A 20,846-nucleotide genomic window follows, 5' to 3' on the forward strand; every position below is an offset into this window, starting at 1 on the left:
TATAGAAATTTCCAAACAAAAAATCATCTCACCTCTATAAAATTTTAGAGCTGAGATGATTTTCATCAAATTTCATTATAAGTAAAAGCACTTAGTGAATCTTCCATCAGTGGGCTTTTGCAGGCTGTAGCTTCCTAATCTATTATTTTTTATACAAAAATTTTAACATATTTTTTGTAAACTCTTCATATGAAGAATTCCTTCCCCGCTGGTTATACCACTTTCGAATCGTTTCTACTAACCAAAACGGCACAGGAATTCCATCTATTAAATGATAGTATTGCTCATAGCCTTTTTTTAAATGCTCCCATCGACAATCATTACCTTGTAATATATATTCAGAAACATCAATTATTTTCGTTTTCCCGTTTTGTAGTAAAATATTTTTTAAATGAATATCACGGGGATTTAGGCCCTTATTCCGTATATATTCTCTTGCATCCTCCACTTCTTTTACAACCTGTTCAGGAATGTGAACACCTTGTAAAATGCAGTCAAAGAGTGTTTTTCCTTCTTCATAACTTAAAACGAGATATTCGTCAGATGAAGCAAAGCATGTTGGGAAAAAAGGTGAGCCCTCTAATAGTTGATAAACATCTGCTTCAACTTGTACTTTGTGTACTTTGTCCTTAGCATATATTTTAAATGCATAAGCTGGGGCAGAAAGAGCTTGAAAAACAGCCGCATCTGTCCCGACACCAATACACTTTAAATCATCAGCTTCACCACTTATGGTTACTGGCTCGTTATTTGGATTTGAAAAAACTTTAATTTTAGAAAGAGAACCTATAGCTTTGTCCCAGTCATTTTCCATATTATCTCTCCCGTCATTAGCATTGAAGAAAACTACACTATCCAATTACTATAATAGAGCTTCTATATAACTGGCACACCTGTAAAGGATTAGGGAGCACTATTTGCATTATTATGTTGCATACCTCCTAAACAAAGTATAACATCCATTTGCTCTTAAACTAACCAGATACGTTATTGAAATTCCTTCTCTTATTTATGAATGTGAAGGTCGCTTCATAACATTTCCACCTAACCGAGATCATCATGACTTTGTCATTTTATTTGGAATTTTCATTGAAAATGCCTTTGATGTAGTAAAGGACGCACAAGTTGGGTGGAACGTGATTCACCTATCAGTTGATAAAGACGATGATGTGTTAGCCAGCCTTGGCACAAATAATAGAGTTGGCAGGACAAATGAATCAAGAAGCATATTTTTGACAATGGCTATCCCACAAAATAGAAATAATACGACAATACGTAATTATTTTTTATTTTTTAGTTCTAACAGTATAGGAGCTATATTTAGTAAGATAGAAACAATTGCCAAAAACCATAATGCCTTTTCCATACTAGGTACTACATCCCCTAAAGCTGACCAATCCTCCACTTTTACCCACCGAGATACAAGGCTATATTCTGCACAGAGTGTCAATGCTGTAAATGATAATCCCATTGCCATCGCAAGTTTATAATCTTTTCCTGTTTTATACATATAAAGATTTATAAAAGTTGCTACTATGGCAATACATCCTAATATTAACCACATCATTATACCTCCATTATATTTTTATTTAAGATTAACATTTATCTACAAATTTATATTAAAAGGTCCAGTTATCTTATTGCGAAATTTAGACTGATCATTAAAGGACGTTCCTTGTTTAAAATGTACCCTCCATTAAAAAAAGTTAGGCAACTTGTTGAAGCTGCTGTCTGTATATTGCAGGCGATAAACAAAAATACCCTGTAAGATGACCTTTTTGAAAGTAGCTATCTTATAGGGTACATATTATATTAACGGTTCCACCTTTTTCCTTTAGGAATTAGCTGCTGCAACAACCCAGATGCAAATGTTAGAAAAAATAAGAAGAAAAAGTGTGTAAATTAGATACTTTTCACTTTCCTTCTTCTCTGTTGTAAAGAATAAAATTTTGATTAGCATCAACACAAATCCAAGACCGCCAAGTATTTTTGCCAGTAGGAACACAGACACCTTTGTTTTTCTCTCCTTTACTTACTAACTGATGAACATTGTGAACCTGTCTTGAATGGATGATCAAAACTCCACATCCATTTGCATTAGCAACGGTTAACGCACCTGCTCCTATTTCATCAAATTGAATTTGATTGCCAATGAACGTTAATAACGGGGGACATTGCTAGAGCGTTTTTGCTTCTTTTTAGATTCTCTATAAATCCTTGTTTTACTAAAATCCCCGTTTGTTTAAGTACATTTTTTCAACCTTATAAAGCAACTGGACTTTTAAGGGTTAATAGCATCCTTTAAGAACTTCTCCGTTAATATTTCTCAATGTTTACTGTTATATTTTCTTCGCGAATTGTTACGTTTGCTGTTTTAGAAGCATTCTTAATAGAATCTTTAACTATTTGTTGAATCATTGTATTATCAACTTTTACATCCTTCGGGAAACTTACTGATACAGAAATATCTTCAATATTACCACCTAACATTATTGCTATTGACTCACTATCAAGTTCCGTTTGTTCTGTAATAGATACTATGATGTCATTTTTTAATTCTGATAATAAATTTCCCTGCTCATCCTCTACTATGCCTTGTTCGCTTTCTAATACTTGAACTTGTTCTTCGTTCTCGTTTCCATTACACCCAACTAACAAAATTGAACATACAACTCCTGAAATTATAGCTTTTTTCATCATTTCTAATTTCCCCTTTCAACAATAAAGTGCATATTCCGCAATAATTTTCCATACATAAGTTTGACGATACTTTATATCACTAAGTTTCCTTGTAACATTTCCTCATCATCAATATTTACTAAGTTTTAGCTGCTTTCTGTAATCAGTAACTTAAGAAGTTGTCTTGCATTTATACTACAGTTTTACATACCTTTATTCATTCAACTGGTAAGATTAAAATCCCATTGTTATTGCATATTCACACAACATAGCTCCCTTCATCTTTAGACTTATATACGGCTCTAATTTATTACCAATAGATGGCACGTTTTGAAATTCAGCTAAACTAACTGGTCGATGCCTAAAATAGGTACTTTGCTTATTTTCACTTTAGCATTTCTAAGTTTTGTTTTTCATTTTTCTATTCTCAACTTATGATGTTCTTGCTCTTTTGGACATAAAAACACCCCTTTAGACAACTATAATCTAAAGGGGTAAAACGCTACGACTTTATTTCAATTCTACAAATAGACATTCTTTACTATTTTACAGACCACATTTTAACTGTGCACCACAGTTTGTACATGTGTTACAGCCACCCATTTCTTCGACTGTACCTTTACGACAAACTGGGCATGTATTTCCTACGTCTGAGCCAATTACTGTTGTGGATTCTAATGCTTGAATTGTGTCGACTAAAACAACTGGACGTGTTGTATGCTCCTCCACTAATTCCTCTTCAAATGATAATTGATCCATATCATTTTCTTCCGCTTTTAGTGTTAGAACTTGTGAATCGCGGCTACCATCTACATAAACCGTACCGCCTTTAGCGCCACCTTTATATAGTCGCTCATAAACTTTTTCCACTTGCTCTACTGTATAGCCTTTTGGTGCGTTCACTGTTTTAGAGATAGATGAGTCAATCCATTTTTGAATAATACATTGAACATCCGCATGTGCTTCTGGCTTCAGCTCCATCGCTGTCACAAACCATTCAGGAAGCTCCTGTTCATTTGCTTCTGGATGACGCTCTAAATACTCTTGGACAATTTCAGCTTTTACTTCAATAAATTTACCTAGACGACCAGAACGGTAATATGTGAAGGAGAAGTATGGCTCAAGACCTGTTGCTACTCCCACCATTGTGCCTGTTGATCCAGTTGGCGCAACCGTTAATAAATGTGAATTACGGATACCCGTTGCTAAAATTTGCTCCTTGATATGAACAGGCATTTTTTGCATAAAGCCTGTTTCTGTGAAGGCTTTGCGTAAGCGAGCTGTTTCTTCGTCTGTAGCACCTACTAAGAATGGGAAGCTACCACGCTCTTTGGCAAGCTCTGTAGACGCCTCATATGCCGTTTCAGCAATGGTTTTAAAAATTTCATCGACTAACGCATTACCTTCCTCTGAGCCATATTCCTTTTCACAGTAAATAAGTAAGTCAGCTAAGCCCATTACCCCTAAGCCAACGCGACGCTCGCCAAGTGCTTGTACACGATTTTCTTCTAAGAAATAAGGTGTCGCATCGATTACATTATCCTGCATACGAACACCCACACGTACTGTTTCACGCAATGCTTCATAATCAACTGTTTGATTGTCCTTATTTGCAAACTGTGCAAGGTTAACAGCCGCTAAATTACACACAGAGTATGGTGCAAGTGGTTGTTCCAATATTGTTATCCTAAAGGCTTTTTATCCTTTAGCTCTTACAGTTCAGTTCCTGTAAGTTCAGCATACATTTTCATTACCTATTTTTGTAATGTTGCGGTCTCGTGCCCAGATTATAGTCTACATGGTAGGATCACTGGGTATGCGTTGCCCCTGACTAACGCTTTACCATTAGCCTTCGGTTCGGATTAGCATCACAGCCTTCCCGCTTTATCCCGCAATTTTTAACGTGAGGCGAGGTTCACCACACGGGTTTGTTGCTACAACGCTTTGCCCATAGGCTTTCGCATTTGTCATATCATTAGCATTGTCGATAAAGAAAATACCTGGCTCTGCAGAGTATGTTGCACAAACATTAATTAAGTTCCATAACTCTTTTGCTTTAATTGTACGGTACGTGCGCACTTTATAGCCCATTTTCTCCCATTCACGCACATCGCCAACTTTATGCCACTCTGTGTTGTAAATGTTCATTTCTTCTTTTGTATATTCTTCAACGGCTGGGAAACGAAGCTCGAAGTCAGCATCGTTTTCAACAGCTTCCATAAATTCTTTTGTCAGCGTTACAGAAATATTTGCGCCTGTTAAAAACTCTGGGTTATGAACCGTATATGTTCCACCATCACGCAATTTATTTTCAGCTTCTCGAATAATCGCCGTATCAAATCCACCTAAACCTTCAATATTTTTATAGTTCAGGATGCCTTGATACATCGCTTCCTCTTGTGCCGTTAACGGCTTAAAGTTTAATTTTTCTTTTGCAAGACGAATAATCGTTTCATCTGTTGTATTTTCGATTAAGTACCGTAAAATACGTGGATTTTGCATTTTTGAAATAATAAATTCCACAATATCAGGGTGCCAATCTGCCAGCATTATCATTTGTGCCGATTCCTTGCGCGGGTTCGCTACACCCACTCTCTATGTCACCATAGACGTTGAGACCATATCTTACATCATTATAGATGCCCTCGCACTTCGGAGTGGCTTCACTCCTACTCTACTCACTTCCGCTTTTATAAGCGTGTTTTCGATGGTCGTTGAACCTTCCTCTTTTTAGAGGCTTGGCTGCTGATTGTCTTTATCCCACTGCTATTTTCAAGCATTCACGCTTACCGTTCCCAGTTACGTTGTAGCTAGCAGTGCATTTATAATGCGTTGTTTAACATTTTCAAAATCGTTTTTGACCTCATCTTCCCAGAAGCGGAGTAATGTAAAGCCATATTTTTCCGCTAATTGATTTTTTTCCATATCCCTCATCATAATTCTTTTTTGAACATCGTAAAAAGTGGAATAAAATTTGGGGTTGCCATGCCAAAAGTCCCCATCACATTCGATTAAAATTGTCGTACCTACTAACAGAAAATCAAATTGCGCTCCTTGCAAAATAAATGAATATTGGTAAGGAATAGCTTCCTCAATCAAGAAGCCTTCAACGATTTTTTCAATACTTGTTTTTCGAAATATTTCTCTTTCTAGTTGTTTTAAAGTAGCTTGTCGAATTTTCTCAATCGTTTCTTGACTATACACTCCTGTTTTACCACTATTCCATGAAGGTGTTCCATTTAATTTTCGTGTTTGTGCTGTTTTGGAAATGATTTTTTCAAAATGAAACTTTTTCAGTTCACAAGGCATTTCTTGATGCCATTTACTCGTATTTTGAGATCTAAGCTTACTTGTACATTGCTTGCTACAAGTCTTCGTTTGACGATGTTTTCCATCAAAACGCTTACCACAAATTACGCATTTTAATGGCTCTCCCTTTCCACGACAACTTCTACTACAAAATTGATTAGGAATACCACGTCTAAGCTTCACGATGTTAGTACATAGAGGATATTGGCACGTAATCATTTCAATGGGATAAAAATAAGATAATAAGTAATTGTCTAATGTTAAATTGTGCTCTTTTTTCAAATGAGCTGTAAACCAGCCTTGTTACATATTAAACAAGTTTGAGGTTGTTTCGCATTATAAACTTCCATATTTTTCACCTCGCTAAAAGTGATCATATTTCCATTAAAGAGTTCCCAGCAATTCACGAGGTTTGTTTACGCAGAAGCACTTAGACAATGCATACCTCTGCGCGAACCTCCTTGTTCGACAAGGTGGGTCAGTTTTGCAATATCATCCAGCCATGAAACAGAGCCAGAGGATTTGCCGTTAACACCGCGTGCTAATGTGTTGCGCGGACGTAGTGTTGAGCCATTCGTACCAACACCACCACCACGGCTCATAATTTCCATTACTTGCTTACGGTGATCACTAATGCCTTCACGCGAATCAGCGACAAATGGCATCACGTAACAATTGAAAAATGTCACATCTGTTTCAGAGCCTGCTCCATAAATAACACGCCCTGCTGGAACAAATTTCAAGGATACTAATTGCTTATAAAATTTTTCAAACCATTCTTGGCGTTTTTCTGGTGTTTTTTCAACAGCAGCAAGCCCTGTTGCATTTCGTTTGGCAATTTGTTCATAAAAAATTTCAAGAGGCTTTTCTATCACGTCAATTGAACGCGTAATCATACCCGTTTCTTGCTCTTTTGGATCATCTAAAGCACTACGATAATCTTCCTCAATCAAAATTTCTGCCGTCTTTGAAGACATGTCCAGTTTTTGAATTGTCCCTAAACCACGCGCAGGGAATTTTGGATCAGCTTTGACCGTTAAAACAACAAAATCACCAGCTTTGAGTGTTTTCTTTTCTGTGTCTTTAAATGAATAGCGATCAATCATCACCAGTCTTGATACACCTTTATGTGTAATATGCATATCAGGCGTTACTGGATGAACCTGCGGGAATTGTTCAATATCTTTGTTTAACTGTTCAAATGAATTGTTTACTTCGGGTTGATGATTTGTGAGTACCATCGTTTTGCCTCCCTTGTTTTCTGTGTTACAAAATAAATACACAATATTGCGTGTTGCTAAACACTACATATTGTGTATTTGTCTTTAAAAAAGATACTATATATAGTTTTTTAATTCAACTCTTGCTTTTTTTCATAGACTTAGAACTACTTGTTACAACTAGGCTTGGGTGCGAAAAAATATTTTTTATTTCCTAAAATTCCACTCATCACATGCATATTTTTTTTCTTCTAGTGCATGCACATACGCTAATTGCTCCTCAGAAAGTGTAAATGGTTTTAAGTCAATTTGCAACGATTTTGCAAAGCCATCGCGGAAAGCTGTCACACATTGTTCAATCGTTACAGGCTCTTTAACAAGATTGTTAATTGCGACTGCCTTTTCTGGTAGCTTTCTACGCATACGCTCCTTCGCTTCCTCACTAGAAAAATTAAAGACTGATAATAATTTCTCTTGATCGAGGTCTAATAAAATAGCCCCATGCTGCAAAATAACACCTTTTTGACGTGTTTGTGCACTTCCTGCTACTTTTTTCCCTTCAACAACTAATTCATACCAGCTTGGTGCATCAAAGCATACTGCACTTTTTGGACTCTTTAAGTCTGCTCTTTGTTCCTCTGTATTAGGCACACTAAAATAAGCATCCATTCCTAAGTTATGGAAGCCTTGCAATATTCCTTCACTTAGCACACGATATGCCTCTGTCACAGACTCGGGCATATTCGGATAGCTTTCCGTCACAATAACGCTATATGTAAGCTCATGCTCATGCAGCACAGCTCGTCCACCTGTTGGTCGACGTACAAAGCCTAAGCCCTGTTCACGTACAGCCTCTAAATTAATATCGCGCTTCGCTTGTTGAAAATAACCAATCGATAATGTCGCAGGCTCCCACTCATAAAAGCGAATCACTGGTGGAATTAATCCCTCACTATGCCAATCCAGCAATGCCTCATCTAATGCCATATTAAAAGAAGGACTACATTTTCCTGAATTTAGAAAGTACCAAGTTGTCATCTTTTCATCTCCTACAAATATAAAATAATACTTTAGGCGTTCATGTTACATATATACTTTTGTAGCACGACTAAATCTGCCACAACCTAGTTAATTTTATCAAACTCATTGGACTATCGCTAGCGCATCTTTTATAATAATAAAGAAGATAGAAAGGGGTAAGAAAATCTTGGACATACTTATCACAATCGGTGTCGTTTTAGTAGTCTTAATTGCATATATCGGTATTAATGCACTACGACTCAAAAAAGCCGTCACAAACCTAACACAAGAACAATTTATAGAAGGCTATCGAAAAGCACAGCTCATCGATGTGCGTGAGCAAAAGGAATTTGATGCTGGTCATATTCTTGGTGCACGCAATATTCCTTCCACAACACTACGTCAGCGTTATAAAGAAATTCGCCCAGATTTACCAGTATACTTATACTGTCAAAATACAGGCCGTAGCTCACGTGCTGCACTATTTCTTAAAAAACGTGGGTACAACCAAATCTACCAACTTCAAGGTGGCTTCAAAACTTGGACAGGTAAAATAAAAGCAAAAAAATATTAAATTTTCTATGAAAAAAGTCGTCTCAAAGCACTAGGAGGCGGCTTTTTTTATTAATAACGCCCTGTTGTAGAGTTTCTACTATTTGGTTTATCATACTCCTGATACTTTATAAAACCAAAAGAAAAAGCTGACTTCGACATTTCCGTTGAAGTCAGCTCCAGCTATTTATATATCTGTTGCGTACATATTGTTATACAGCAGCTCTAATTTTTTCGAAAGCTTACTATAGGCAGTTTGCCAAGCTTTACGAGCCTTATTATTATCCTCTGTTGCTGGCACATATAAGGCATGAACTTCTTCCACCTTTTTTAAATCACTTTCTGCCTGTGTAAGCTTTGCATAATTTTTAATAAGCTTCTTCTCTGCCTCGCTCAATGCATCATAGGTTGTACGAATTTCTTGTACCTTTTCCTGTAAATTTGCAGTATACTCTCCTTTTACAAGTAGCCCATTGATAGCTTCAATCACGCTTAAAGCACTATCATTTGTTTGCTGTTGTTCCTGTTGCTTTGCTATAATTGCTTGTCTAATCGCTGGCTCAATAAGACTTACTTGTTTAGCTGTTAGCTTTGCAAATGCCTTAATAACCGTGCTTGGATTTTTTTGAAACGATTTATCATATTGTTTCATAAAGGATTCAACCTTTTTTACATCAGCAAGTGCTGTTTTTAATGTCGCATAATGAGTAATTAGCTTTTTATCGCTTGCGCTTAAGCGATTATATTGCGTAGAAAGCTGCTGAATGTGCGCTATCGACACATTATATTGCTCTCCTGCAACAATTTGTGCAATCTCAGCATTAAGCTGTGTCGTACTTGGTGCATGCTCATCAATAATGCGATTATTTAATAAAGCCTCATATTGTGCTTTCGCTAAATATTGTTGATTGGCAGGTAATTTCGCATATGCCTTTTGCACGGTTTGAATTTTTTTCGCCTGCTTCGCAGCATCTGTTTCCTCTCTAGCAGCCTGCACTTTTTTATGGAAGGATTGCACACCTGAAATATCCTTTTTCGCCGCTGTCAATAAATGATAATTTGTCACATATTTCCGTGCCGCTGCGGATAAATCTTTATAAGCTGCTGATGCTGCGTCAACCGCTGCCTCTAATTGGACAAATGTATAGCTTGTGACATTTGCAAATTTCGCAATATCCGCCTTTAATGCCTCTGCAGCCGCTACATCAGCAGGCACTTTCTCATTGCCATCCACTGAAACCTTTGGTGTATTGAGTAAAAAATCATCTGCATTATAGACAAGCGATTGCTGCAAAGTGGTTAGTTTTTGATAAGCTTTCAATGTACTCGTATAGCTTGATTGCAGCTTACTTTCCTTGACACCCGCTACTTCAGCCAGCTTTTGATAAGCATCGATACTTTTAATCACTTTTTCAGCTACCTTTAAATCCTTTTGTAGCGTAGCCAGACTATTATAGTCTGTAATTTGAGCTGCTGAGGCTTTCGTTAAGCCTTTATACTCCTTGATCATGCGATTGACATTATTGACATGACTTTGCCATGAACTAGCAGATGGATGAATGGGATAAGCATCCTCTCCAATATAGCTCTCAATATCACGATTTAATGCGTCGATTTGACTTTCTTCTGCACCCTCTGCCAGCAATAACTGCTGTATATAGGCGTCTGGTACTAGCTGCAATTGTTTATACGTTAATTTCTCATAGGCAGCACGAATGGATTTTGCAGCCGTTACTTGCTTATTTGGTGTATTGCTTGGTGATAACTTATCAAACAATTTTAGAAATTGCTCCACCTTTTTACTATCCGCTTTAGCTTCCTGTAAAATAGCTTGGTTTTGTACAGCCGCACGGTAATGTGGTGATAATTTAGCAATATCCGCTTCAATCGTCGCAATAAGCTGCTGCAAAGCATCTTTATCTGTAGCTACATATCGCACATACGAATTTTCGTATCGTAGTAATTGAACAATTGCTTGCTGAATCCTTCTAACTTCCTGTACTTCCTCTACATCATTTGGCTCATTTTGTAAGCTTTTAATGCTTGTATACAGTGCATCCTCTACATCTAAGCTGCGTTGCAATAAATCCAATTGCTCATATGCCTCTGTCAATTCTTGAATATATTTAGGTAGGTTTTTCTCCTGTACCTCCCCGATTTTATCCATCTTATCATTTAAGCTGCTAACTAGCTCTACATCTGCAAGCGCTCGCTTTAACACCTCATAATTGGACACATTGCCTCTAGCTGCTGGCGATAAAGCCTGATACTTACTTTCCAGTGTTGTTACTTGTGCCTTAAACGATTCTAGGCTTGACACATTATAACGATTATCATGAACAAGCAATGCCTGAATATCATTCATTAATGTATCGATTGGCGCTTTCGACACTGTCATAACATCCGAAAAATCTGATTCTACAATAGAGTCGCCAACCTTTGCCTTTACTTTCACAATAATATCTTTGATGCCCTTATCAACAGCATCCTTTGGTATTGTATAGGTACTACCAGTTGCTCCTTCAATAATCGTAAAGGCATTCTCTCCAAGTTGATAAAACCATTGATAACTATATGTAATTTGACTACTCTGTAAAGTAGCACCTGCTCTATCTGTTACTTTCGCACCTGCTACTTTTATCGTTTCCCCTGGTGCAACAAAATCGGCTGTTGCATAGCCCTCCAATGTCGGACGTGCAATTGTTAGATTGAGCTGTTGAATCGTCCGTGGGGCACTTTGATATTTTTGCCCTTCTGTTGTAGTAGCTTCGACAAAAATCGTCTTGCCTGCAGCCTCTACAGGTACTGTTAAGGATGCAGAGGTTGCCCCAGCAATTGGTTTATTCGTTGTTGTAGGGGAACCATCTTCACTGTCAATTTGCTCAAGATAATACCATTGATAGCTACTAACAATCGTATTAGCTGGTAATTGATCCACCTTTAATACTTTATTGACTATATTCTGCCCTGTGACTGAAATCGTTTCTGTCGCTCCCGCTACTGTTGGAGCAACAAGTGCTACAGAAGAAATCGTTGCTGCTGTTAAAAATAATTTCTTACTCACTACTAATAACCTCCTCTATCCATCTAATGAATTATATCGGCTCTACTTCCAATATTTCCTTTGTTTAGAGGATATTTTTCTAAAAGGTGCATTTCTTCCTAAATTATCATTGCTACACTTGTACTATTTTGCTGTATCGTGTTAAAAAAATAAAAGCCTTCTAATCTACATTCATAGCAACTACGAAGTGATTAAAAGGTTAAAAAGATTGCATTATCCTCGGATCGTATAAGTAGGACGTTTTAATGTGTTGTATGCATAAGGTTGAGGATTATTTGCTTCACTTACTTGAATGCGAATGGTCATCCCTTCTCCAGCTTTCGTATCTAACGCAAATTTGCCATTAAAGGCTTGAACACGCTCCTGCATCCCACGAATCCCCATCGAATCAGCAAGGATAATATCATCCATATTACAGCCTACACCATCATCCGTATACATAATTTCAAAGCCTTCCTCAGTGCCCAGCAAATGCACTTCAACGGTATCAGCGTAGGAATGTTTCAGTGCATTGTTTAGTAGCTCCTGGAAAAGTCGATAAATCATTAAATTTAAACGCTCATCCTCTAAATACAGACGGTCCATCGTATAAATCAATAAAAAATCAGCACGTTTATGAATTTTTTGAATCAGTTTTTCAAGTGCCGCATTTAATCCCAATGTATCCAATAACGGCGGCTTTAAATTTTCACAGTAGCCTCTTAAATCATTTAACGAGGTCACCATCTGTTCATGTACTTTCACAAGCTGCGATGGTATAGCTTCTGTATCTTTGGCATGTATGAGAACATCCATCTCTCTTGCTATATGAAGTTGCTCTTGTAAAATCGTGTCATGCAGCTCTTGTGCCAATTGATATTTCTCTTCCTCAAAGCGTAGCCATAGTAATTTATTCAACCATGGTAGCTGTTGATTATCAGCTTCTTTCATATGCTTTAACTGATCTAACAGCTCCTCTACCATTTTCGTATTTTCAATAAAGTTATTTAAGTACAGTAGCAATAGCTCAAGCCATAGCAATTCTTCATCCTTCAGATAAATCGTTTGGCAATGATCAATCACGAGCATTCGTTTATAATGAGTATCTTGATGAATAAAGGCTATATAATAATGCTCTGTTTTTTGAATGTCGCCCAAGCTCAACCGTTCCAGCAATCCCTCATCAATTTCATACTGCTTATATGCCTTGGGTTGATTTGTTAAGGTACTGTGGTGCGTATGAAAATCGTAGGTAAGCACTGAAACATTTTCCACTTCAAGCTGAAGAATTACTTCCTGCACAAACCGCTCCAATAAATCTTCAATTTTCACAACTCTTCCAATACTATCAACGGTTGTATACAGGCGGTGAATATAGTCGCCCTTTGTGGAGAAAAGAATCTTGCGCTTGCGATAATCAACCCGCTCTTTTATGTAAAACAACGCTATTAATGAAAGAAAAGCAAAAAAGAAAATCTCCGTTAAGCGCGTCATTGATAAATCTGTTAAGACATAAAGCCCTAATAATAGCCAAAGGGTAAAGGCAAAAGAAAAATTAAAATAATAACGCAGCCTAGAAATAAAATACTCCATATCAAATATACGCTCAGTAAGCTGTGTGAAAATAAAACTAAAAGGGATTAACAGTAGAAATAATGAACTTATTTCTGCAGAGAGTAAAAAATCATTGAAAAAAATCTCTGGCAGCGCATAAAGAAAAAGGAAAGGTATAAAAGGAATAATAATGCTACTTAATAATATTTTTAATTCTGGTACTTTGTATTTAATATAACTAGCAATCATTATGCTAAGAATAATTACTAGTAATAAGAAAAATAAACTTAAAATAACATTAGATATGAGAGAATGAATACTATCGAAAATTATCCCCAATATACTTAAACATATTACAATAAGAGGGAGTATGTAAAATATCTTAATATTTTTCACAAACAACCATTTAATGCCTAAAAAAATAAAATATTCCTTTAGAAACTGCAATAACAGCACTAGGCAAAGTAGCATACTACCACGGTTTACAATAATGCCAAAAGTATTTAATACACCTGAAGCACCTATGCTTAAATAAGCCAAAGAAACAGTTAAAATAAATAGTATTAGTAAATTAATTAAAATAGTATTTTTCGGTTTTAAATATAAATATATAGCGATTACTAATGATAAAAAATAAAAAATTGATGGTATGAGAAAAACAGAATAAAACGGTTGGGTGACATCAAAAGGTTTGATATTTATATCGACTAGACTTCCATCAGGCTTCATTATAGATAATTCATTTGCAGATCGAATTACTAAATCATGCTTAATATTAGAAACTTTATCTATATCATTCCCATTTATACTTAATACGATATCCCCGGGTGATATTTGCTGTTTGACTGCCCAATCTTTATAATAAGGATTCGTTACTATCAAAACACCATTATCTTCTTCAACTTCTATATTAATAAAAGGTTTACTATAAATGATAAATAATAAATAAAATCCTATTATTAAATATACACTTACAGTAAACCAAAACCATTTTTTATTATTTAACTTTAATTCCACAAACGACTTTCAGTACCTAATTCTTCATTAAACGAATCCAAAATTGCCTTTTGCTCTAGCTCTGAGATACCGATTAGAGAAGCTTTTTTTTCTTTTAACAATGTTACTAACGACGGATTTTGCTCTAAATACTGAATCATGTTAATCATAAAATCTCCCCATTCCACTAGTTTTTTATAGTTACATCGTATGTACCCAATAGCCCTTAATATAAGGAATTATTAACCATATTTGTAACTATACCTTTATTATACTACCGCTTTCCGAGATTTCAACATAATTTTCTAAAAAATTCAAAAATATTAGAAGAAATGTAATGTTCTTTCTTATTTTTCGCTATCTTCTCCCTATAAACTGACATAAACTTTCAAATAAATAAGCTTATTTAGTGAAGCATGCATAGAAAGCGGCTAGCCCCTTTCGCACCCATTCAGCTAAATAAGCTGTTTTCTTTATTATATAAGTATTGGCTTTTTCTAACATAAAAATATTATGTAAATGAAAAATTTGTCACCGCCCTTTCTCGTATTGTCACTTATTTTTCATGTTCCTGCTGGACACATGCTTGATAAAATGACAGCAGTAATTGGTCAATCTCCTGCTTTTTCACAACTTTATTTAACCATTCAGTTGGAATATCCTCTAGCGGATAATACATACCTGCCAGCGTTCCAGCAATCGCTGCCACCGTATCTGTATCCTCACCTAAATTGACAGCCTTTAAAACAGCCTCCTTAAACGTTGCTGTAGTGCCAACACACCATAAAGCTGCCTCTAACGAATGGATAATATAGCCGCTTGATTGAATAGCATCCTCAGCAAGCTTGAAAAAGTCCTCCTGAAAAATGCGATGATAGGAGGCAAGTTCTGCCTTTGCATCCCCTTGTAAATGATTATTTACTAATAAATGGACTTCCTGTAACGCTGCTGCGAGCGAATTATTTCGGTATAAGCTTAATAATATCTCAATATAAATGATAGACCCTACAAGAGAGCGGGGATGGGCATGTGTAATCGCTGTATATTGTTGAATAAGTGCTGCGCGTTTCGTAAAATCTAGCTCATTTAGCATAGCAAATGCTATTGGAGCGATTCTCATCAATGCACCATTGCCATTATCAAATTCGCCTGTTTTTCCGCAATGCTCAGGTAAGCTACCCTTTTTATAGTTTGACACTGCCTCAGCCGTTGTAATTCCTATATCAAACATTTCGTCAAAAGGCGTGCAGTAGCCCTGCTCCATATATAGTACAAATTTATCCATTAAGCTCGCCGTATTCCCTTGCTCAATGATGTTTTCGACTAAACATAGTGTTAACGAAGTATCGTCCGACCAAGTGCCGGGCGGCTGATTATAGGTGCCATATCCAATCATATCCTCTACATAAAAAGTACCTCTAGGCTTAAATTCAACAGGTACGCCCATCACATCGCCAATGATTCCTCCATATAAAGTCGCTAGCATTCGTTCCTTTAGATTATGATTAGCCATATCATTCACGCTCCTTCTCTAAAACAGCACTTTTTTATACTACTACCTCAAATTATTGTAAGAAAAACATCTTTTTTGTATTACCATAAAAAATACTTATCTACTCACGGTATTTTTGTCTGCTTGTATGTGTTGCTAAGTCCGCATATCTAGTGGTAATAGGTAAACGGCTATCTTTTTCAATCAAATGGAGCGTAATTTGAATGGAAGTAGCTAAGTCTATCCAGTTCCCACATGATACAAAAATAGGCTTAACATCTTTTCTTGTTCTTAATGCTGCACCATATATTTTACCATTCACGTTTATATCTGTCGCATCACCTTTGTTATTTTCAGGCATTTGAAAATCTGTATCGTCTATTTTTAAATAGCTTTTCGCAACACCGATTGTAGGTCGGTTTAAATAAAAGGAAGCATGTGTGGCAATACCCATATTGCGATAATGCAAATAACCATTTCCATCAAACATAAAAATATCTGGTTGATATTGAAGTTTTTGCGCTGCCTTTATCACTAACGGCAGCTCTCGAAAAGCTAAATAACCAGCCATATAGGGTACATCTATTTGTGCATAATAGTCAACCTCCTCAATAATTTCTTTTGTTGCATAATCTATTACAACAATGCAACAAACTCCATAATCTACTTGATCTTTCGTCCAATAGGCAATATCAACGCCCGCTACTAAACGAATATCCTCAAGCTGAAAACGATTTTGCAATGAAATTTTAGTTCTCCACTTTTCTTGCTCTTTTTTAAATGCTTGTTCCATATCTTTTCTTCCTTCCAGCTACCCTCTTTAAGGCTTGCTTACAGAGATAATATGACTCCTCAATCGGATTTTTACAGCCTATTCATACGAGATAAAATCTATCGGGATATAATCAGCAAGCCATACTTGTTGGTTTCCTCGATAAAATGTAACACCATTGTTGCGAGCTGCTTCCGTATCAATCCATACGATTACTGGCTCTGGTGCTTTCCGTTTGCCAACAATCCATGCTGTTTCCCTATCTTCTGATAGATGGACATATTGTCTGGACATTGGTAACAAACCCGTTTCACGAATACTCTTCATTAATTTTGGTGAAGTACCATGATATAACCGTTTGGGCGGTATAGCCTCTTCTTTATTGATTTTCATAGGTGTTGAGTGCCCATATAAAGCTCTAATTCTATGATCCAGCAATTCATGACGCTTCTTGTCAGCTAAAAAAATAGTTTGCTGTATATCTTCTAAGCTGATATCTTGCCATTTTTCTGATTGACTAAAAGCTGCTAATAATTGCGCTACAGGAACCCAGCCCTCCGCATCTAATTCCAATTCATATTTCCACGGCTGATGGCGTAAAGCATATGATAGCTCTTTGCTTAATGCCGTGTAAAATGCTGTATCTCTCAATTTTTACACCTCCTAGTAAACAATTAAGTTGTCCTTATCGCTCCAGCCGCATGGGAAATGACCAGATTCATATATTTTCAGCAATTCTAAGAAAAACGCTGGTTCTTTTTCGTTTCTATAATAATATTCCATAATAGCATGTAGCACATCCCATTTAACACAATCTAAAATGATAGAAGGCAGCTCTCGCTGATGGACATATGCTGTTATTTCAGGTATAACACATATGTCCATCAGTGCCTTCCCTTCCTTCACGACTTTATTCCATTGCTGATATTTATCACGAAAATTTATACATAAAAATTCTGTTAATTCATTGCCTGCCTCAAGCGTTATAGCTTCCCAGTAGTCACTTTGACAATGCTCCACAGCCTGCTCCCAATTGATTGCTTGGACAATCGTAAAGGAAGTATCATTATCTAATGGCTTCCCACAATTTGCAAGCCAAGCAATATTTTTTAGTCGATCCATCATTTCTTCGTCCATCATTATTCCTACTCCTCCTATCATGCCATACCTCTAAGTGACACTGCTTTGGTCTGTAGCAATAAACATTCTCAAACTAGCTCTTTAATTACGCCCCAGCTTAATTGGCACTGACGCTTCGCTTTCGATACAAAAAAATTTGCTGAACCGAGATAAACTACTTTCAATCAAGCCACTTAGTTCTAATACAGACAAAAAACCATCCAATAAATACAACTATACTTATCAGATGGCTTCTCTATTTTTTTATGCTTTTTGATAACGCAATACTGGTGTACGAGCAGCGCGTGTTTCGTCTAGACGAGATACGACTGTTGTATGCGGTGCTTCTTGTACAATCGATGGATTTTCTTCTGCTTCCTTCGCAATTTGAATCATCACATCGCAGAATGCATCTAATGTTTCTTTAGATTCAGTTTCAGTTGGCTCAATCATTAACGCCTCCTCCACATTTAATGGGAAGTATGTTGTTGGTGGATGGTAGCCAAAGTCTAACAAACGTTTTGCGATATCTAATGTACGAACGCCTAGTTTCTTCTGACGACGACCAGATAATACAAATTCATGTTTACAGTGACGGTTATATGGTAGATCATAGAATGGCTCTAAACGACGCATCATATAGTTGGCATTTAATACAGCATATTCTGTAACAGCTTTTAAGCCATCTGGACCCATTGTACGAATATATGTGTAAGCACGTACATTGATACCAAAGTTACCATAGTAAGGTTTAACACGACCAATTGATTGTGGACGATCATAGTCAAAGTGGTATGTGCCCTCTTCCGTTTTTACTAACACTGGCTTTGGTAGGAATGGAATTAAATCTGCTTTAACGCCTACTGGACCAGAACCTGGACCACCGCCACCATGTGGGCCTGTAAATGTTTTGTGTAAATTTAAATGCACACAGTCAAAGCCCATATCGCCAGGACGTGCTTTACTCATAACGGCATTTAAGTTTGCACCATCATAGTACACTTTACCGCCTACAGAGTGAATTAGCTCTGCCATTTCGATAATGTTTTCTTCAAACAACCCTAGTGTATTCGGATTCGTTAACATTAGAGCTGCTGTATCAGAACCTACTACTTTGCGAAGGTCTTCGATATCAACTAAGCCATTTTCATCTGATTTAACAGTGATTGTTTCAAAGCCCGCTACTGTCGCTGATGCTGGGTTAGTACCATGTGCTGAGTCAGGAACGATTACTTTATTACGGTGACCTTCCCCATTTGCTTCATGGAATGCACGAATCATCATTAATGCTGTCCACTCACCATGAGCACCTGCTGCTGGTTGTAATGTTACTTCATCCATGCCTGTAATTTCTACTAAAGAAGTTTGAAGATCATAGAGAAGCTCCATTGCGCCTTGTACTGTTGATTCATCCTGTAATGGATGGACATTGGCAAAGCCTGAGAAACGTGCAACCGCTTCATTAATTTTTGGATTATATTTCATCGTACAAGAGCCTAGCGGATAGAAGCCAGAGTCTACTCCATGGTTACGGCGAGAAAGTGCCGTGTAATGACGCATAATATCAAGCTCAGATACTTCAGGTAATTCCGCTGCCTCTGCACGTACTAGGTTTGCAGGTAATAAATCTGCTAGGTCTACTTCAGGCACATCTAGTGCTTCTAAGCTATAGCCAACGCGGCCTTCTTTTGAAATTTCAAAAATAAGTGATTGATTTTCGTTATGCATGAAGAGCCTCCATTTCTGCAACAAGTGCATCAATTTCTTCTTTTGTGCGTAATTCTGTAACTGCAATTAATACATGATTTTTAAGAGAATCATAGTTTTGACCTAAAGGATAGCCACCGATAATGCCCTTTTCGATTAAGCCTTTATTAATTTCCTTTACGCATTTATTTGTTTTCACAACGATTTCGTTAAAGTGTGCGCCTTGGAATGCTACTGTAAAGCCTGCTACTTCAAAGGCATTTTTCGCATAGCGTGTTTTAGCAATATTTTGCATAGCCATTTCACGAATACCTTGTTTCCCTAGCGCTGTCATCGCTACAGAAGCTGCCAGTGCAAGAAGTGCTTGGTTTGAGCAAATATTCGAAGTTGCTTTATCACGACGGATATGTTGTTCACGCGCTTGTAGTGTTAATACATAGCCACGACGACCTTCACCATCCACTGTTTCACCAACAAGACGACCTGGCACTTTACGCATTAATTTCGTTGTCACAGCAAAGAAGCCACAGTGTGGGCCACCAAATGCCTCAGAGATACCGAAAACTTGTGCATCCCCTACACAAATATCTGCGCCTAGCTTACCTGGAGGTGTTAAAATACCTAATGCAAGAGGGTTAGAAGATACAACGAATAAGCTTTTTGCCTCATGCGCAATATCCCCAATTACTTGAAGGTCCTCTACTTGACCAAAGAAGTTTGGATATTGGGCAATAACAGCTGCTGTATTATCATCAATAAGTTCTTTTAATGCATCCACATCTGTCACACCATCTTTTTGTGGAATTGTCACAATTTCAATGGATTGACCATAGGCATATGTAGCCACAACATCACGGTATTCTGGATGTACCGCTTCTGATACTAAAATCTTCTGACGACGTGTATGACCAGCCGCTAGCATACCTGCCTCTGCTAAAGCTGTGCCGCCATCATACATAGAAGAGTTCGCAAGGTCCATGCCTGTAAGCTCTGCAATCATTGTTTGGAATTCAAAGATAGCCTGTAGCTCACCTTGTGAAATTTCTGGTTGGTATGGTGTATAAGCTGTATAGAATTCTGAACGGGAAATAACATGATCTACGATTACTGGCTTATAGTGATTATAAACACCTGCGCCTAAAAATGATACATTGGCATTTGTATCCTTATTTTTAGCAGCAAGTACCGTTAATTCCTTTAATAAAGCAGATTCTGCTTTTGCTTCCTTAATGTCATAAAGGCCCTTAAAGCGGACTTTCTCAGGAATATCCTCGAATAATTCATCGACTGAGGATACACCGATTACGTCTAACATGTCTTTTTGATCTTGCTCCGTCATTGGTAAATAACGATGTTTCATAAATGTAGGTCCCTCTTTTCAAC

The 20,846-nt window shown here is 37.1% G+C and carries 15 protein-coding genes and 3 pseudogenes; 1 reads left to right on the forward strand and 17 read right to left on the reverse strand.

The window, feature by feature from the left end; all coding sequences use genetic code 11:
* Positions 1-142 precede the first annotated feature (142 nt).
* The 8 genes and pseudogenes from ACIQVU_RS01975 to ACIQVU_RS02010 all read right to left on the reverse strand — a co-directional run bounded on the left by ACIQVU_RS01975 (position 143) and on the right by ACIQVU_RS02010 (position 8,246).
* Positions 143-814, reverse strand: a complete 672-nt coding sequence (locus ACIQVU_RS01975) for a serine/threonine protein kinase (protein ID WP_402893519.1) — start codon at positions 812-814, stop codon at positions 143-145.
* A gap of 465 nt (positions 815-1,279) precedes the next feature.
* Positions 1,280-1,564, reverse strand: coding sequence for a hypothetical protein (locus ACIQVU_RS01980; protein WP_340808584.1), 285 nt, complete (start codon positions 1,562-1,564; stop codon positions 1,280-1,282).
* A 752-nt stretch (positions 1,565-2,316) separates the two neighbouring features.
* Positions 2,317-2,700, reverse strand: coding sequence for a topoisomerase (locus ACIQVU_RS01985; RefSeq protein ID WP_340806391.1), 384 nt, complete (start codon positions 2,698-2,700; stop codon positions 2,317-2,319).
* A 525-nt stretch (positions 2,701-3,225) separates the two neighbouring features.
* Positions 3,226-4,353 (reverse strand): annotated as a pseudogene (locus ACIQVU_RS01990) (vitamin B12-dependent ribonucleotide reductase); the annotation flags it as partial.
* A 243-nt stretch (positions 4,354-4,596) separates the two neighbouring features.
* Positions 4,597-5,250, reverse strand: a pseudogene (locus ACIQVU_RS01995) (hypothetical protein); the annotation flags it as partial.
* Positions 5,251-5,478: 228 nt separating this feature from the next.
* Positions 5,479-6,270 (reverse strand): DUF559 domain-containing protein, encoded by a 792-nt coding sequence (locus ACIQVU_RS02000; RefSeq protein WP_402893523.1) that lies wholly within the window; start codon positions 6,268-6,270, stop codon positions 5,479-5,481.
* Between the two features lie 161 nt (positions 6,271-6,431).
* Positions 6,432-7,229: pseudogene (locus tag ACIQVU_RS02005) on the reverse strand (ribonucleotide reductase N-terminal alpha domain-containing protein); the annotation flags it as partial.
* Between the two features lie 186 nt (positions 7,230-7,415).
* Positions 7,416-8,246 (reverse strand): lipoate--protein ligase family protein, encoded by an 831-nt coding sequence (locus ACIQVU_RS02010; RefSeq protein WP_340806395.1) that lies wholly within the window; start codon positions 8,244-8,246, stop codon positions 7,416-7,418.
* Positions 8,247-8,415: 169 nt separating this feature from the next.
* Here ACIQVU_RS02010 and ACIQVU_RS02015 point away from each other — a divergent pair, with 169 nt between their 5' ends.
* Positions 8,416-8,802: a rhodanese-like domain-containing protein gene (locus tag ACIQVU_RS02015; protein ID WP_340806397.1), complete on the forward strand. Its 387-nt coding sequence runs from the start codon at positions 8,416-8,418 to the stop codon at positions 8,800-8,802.
* 165 nt (positions 8,803-8,967) lie between these two features.
* Here the strand turns inward: ACIQVU_RS02015 and ACIQVU_RS02020 are convergent, their stop codons facing one another.
* The 9 genes from ACIQVU_RS02020 to gcvPA all read right to left on the reverse strand — a co-directional run bounded on the left by ACIQVU_RS02020 (position 8,968) and on the right by gcvPA (position 20,823).
* Positions 8,968-11,844, reverse strand: coding sequence for a hypothetical protein (locus ACIQVU_RS02020; protein WP_402893527.1), 2,877 nt, complete (start codon positions 11,842-11,844; stop codon positions 8,968-8,970).
* 213 nt (positions 11,845-12,057) lie between these two features.
* Entirely contained in the window at positions 12,058-13,416 is a 1,359-nt protein-coding gene (locus ACIQVU_RS02025) for a sensor histidine kinase (RefSeq protein ID WP_402893530.1), read from the reverse strand.
* A gap of 968 nt (positions 13,417-14,384) precedes the next feature.
* Positions 14,385-14,543: a competence pheromone ComX gene (comX, locus tag ACIQVU_RS02030; protein ID WP_402893533.1), complete on the reverse strand. Its 159-nt coding sequence runs from the start codon at positions 14,541-14,543 to the stop codon at positions 14,385-14,387.
* 386 nt (positions 14,544-14,929) lie between these two features.
* Complete coding sequence (locus ACIQVU_RS02035) at positions 14,930-15,886, reverse strand: ADP-ribosylglycohydrolase family protein (protein ID WP_402893536.1); 957 nt, start codon at positions 15,884-15,886, stop codon at positions 14,930-14,932.
* 100 nt (positions 15,887-15,986) lie between these two features.
* Entirely contained in the window at positions 15,987-16,658 is a 672-nt protein-coding gene (locus ACIQVU_RS02040) for an endonuclease V (RefSeq protein WP_340806402.1), read from the reverse strand.
* Positions 16,659-16,736: 78 nt separating this feature from the next.
* Positions 16,737-17,288: an RNA 2'-phosphotransferase gene (locus tag ACIQVU_RS02045; RefSeq protein ID WP_340806404.1), complete on the reverse strand. Its 552-nt coding sequence runs from the start codon at positions 17,286-17,288 to the stop codon at positions 16,737-16,739.
* A 12-nt stretch (positions 17,289-17,300) separates the two neighbouring features.
* The gene (locus tag ACIQVU_RS02050; protein ID WP_402893539.1) at positions 17,301-17,777 is read right to left on the reverse strand and encodes a hypothetical protein; all 477 of its coding nucleotides are present in this window, start codon (positions 17,775-17,777) and stop codon (positions 17,301-17,303) included.
* A 243-nt stretch (positions 17,778-18,020) separates the two neighbouring features.
* Positions 18,021-19,484 carry an aminomethyl-transferring glycine dehydrogenase subunit GcvPB gene (gene gcvPB / locus ACIQVU_RS02055; RefSeq protein ID WP_340806408.1) on the reverse strand — a complete coding sequence of 488 codons (1,464 nt, stop codon included), beginning with the start codon at positions 19,482-19,484 and terminating at the stop codon, positions 18,021-18,023.
* Complete coding sequence (gene gcvPA, locus ACIQVU_RS02060) at positions 19,477-20,823, reverse strand: aminomethyl-transferring glycine dehydrogenase subunit GcvPA (protein WP_402893541.1); 1,347 nt, start codon at positions 20,821-20,823, stop codon at positions 19,477-19,479. The genes gcvPB and gcvPA overlap by 8 nt, the downstream gene beginning before the upstream one ends.
* Positions 20,824-20,846 lie beyond the last annotated feature (23 nt).

The organism is Lysinibacillus sp. NPDC098008 (genome assembly GCF_044760715.1).
Taxonomy (GTDB): domain Bacteria; phylum Bacillota; class Bacilli; order Bacillales_A; family Planococcaceae; genus Lysinibacillus.

What these genes read in the sequence shown, in the direction of transcription:
- ACIQVU_RS01985 (WP_340806391.1), bottom strand. Translation starts at nt 2,700, where the DNA reads ATGATGAAAAAAGCTATAATTTCAGGAGTTGTATGTTCAATTTTGTTA.
- ACIQVU_RS02025 (WP_402893530.1), bottom strand. Translation starts at nt 13,416, where the DNA reads ATGGAGTATTTTATTTCTAGGCTGCGTTATTATTTTAATTTTTCTTTT.
- gcvPA (WP_402893541.1), bottom strand. Translation starts at nt 20,823, where the DNA reads ATGAAACATCGTTATTTACCAATGACGGAGCAAGATCAAAAAGACATG.
- ACIQVU_RS01980 (WP_340808584.1), bottom strand. Translation starts at nt 1,564, where the DNA reads ATGTGGTTAATATTAGGATGTATTGCCATAGTAGCAACTTTTATAAAT.
- gcvPB (WP_340806408.1), bottom strand. Translation starts at nt 19,484, where the DNA reads ATGCATAACGAAAATCAATCACTTATTTTTGAAATTTCAAAAGAAGGC.
- ACIQVU_RS02040 (WP_340806402.1), bottom strand. Translation starts at nt 16,658, where the DNA reads ATGGAACAAGCATTTAAAAAAGAGCAAGAAAAGTGGAGAACTAAAATT.
- comX (WP_402893533.1), bottom strand. Translation starts at nt 14,543, where the DNA reads ATGATTAACATGATTCAGTATTTAGAGCAAAATCCGTCGTTAGTAACA.
- ACIQVU_RS02010 (WP_340806395.1), bottom strand. Translation starts at nt 8,246, where the DNA reads ATGACAACTTGGTACTTTCTAAATTCAGGAAAATGTAGTCCTTCTTTT.
- ACIQVU_RS02035 (WP_402893536.1), bottom strand. Translation starts at nt 15,886, where the DNA reads ATGGCTAATCATAATCTAAAGGAACGAATGCTAGCGACTTTATATGGA.
- ACIQVU_RS02050 (WP_402893539.1), bottom strand. Translation starts at nt 17,777, where the DNA reads ATGATGGACGAAGAAATGATGGATCGACTAAAAAATATTGCTTGGCTT.
- ACIQVU_RS01975 (WP_402893519.1), bottom strand. Translation starts at nt 814, where the DNA reads ATGGAAAATGACTGGGACAAAGCTATAGGTTCTCTTTCTAAAATTAAA.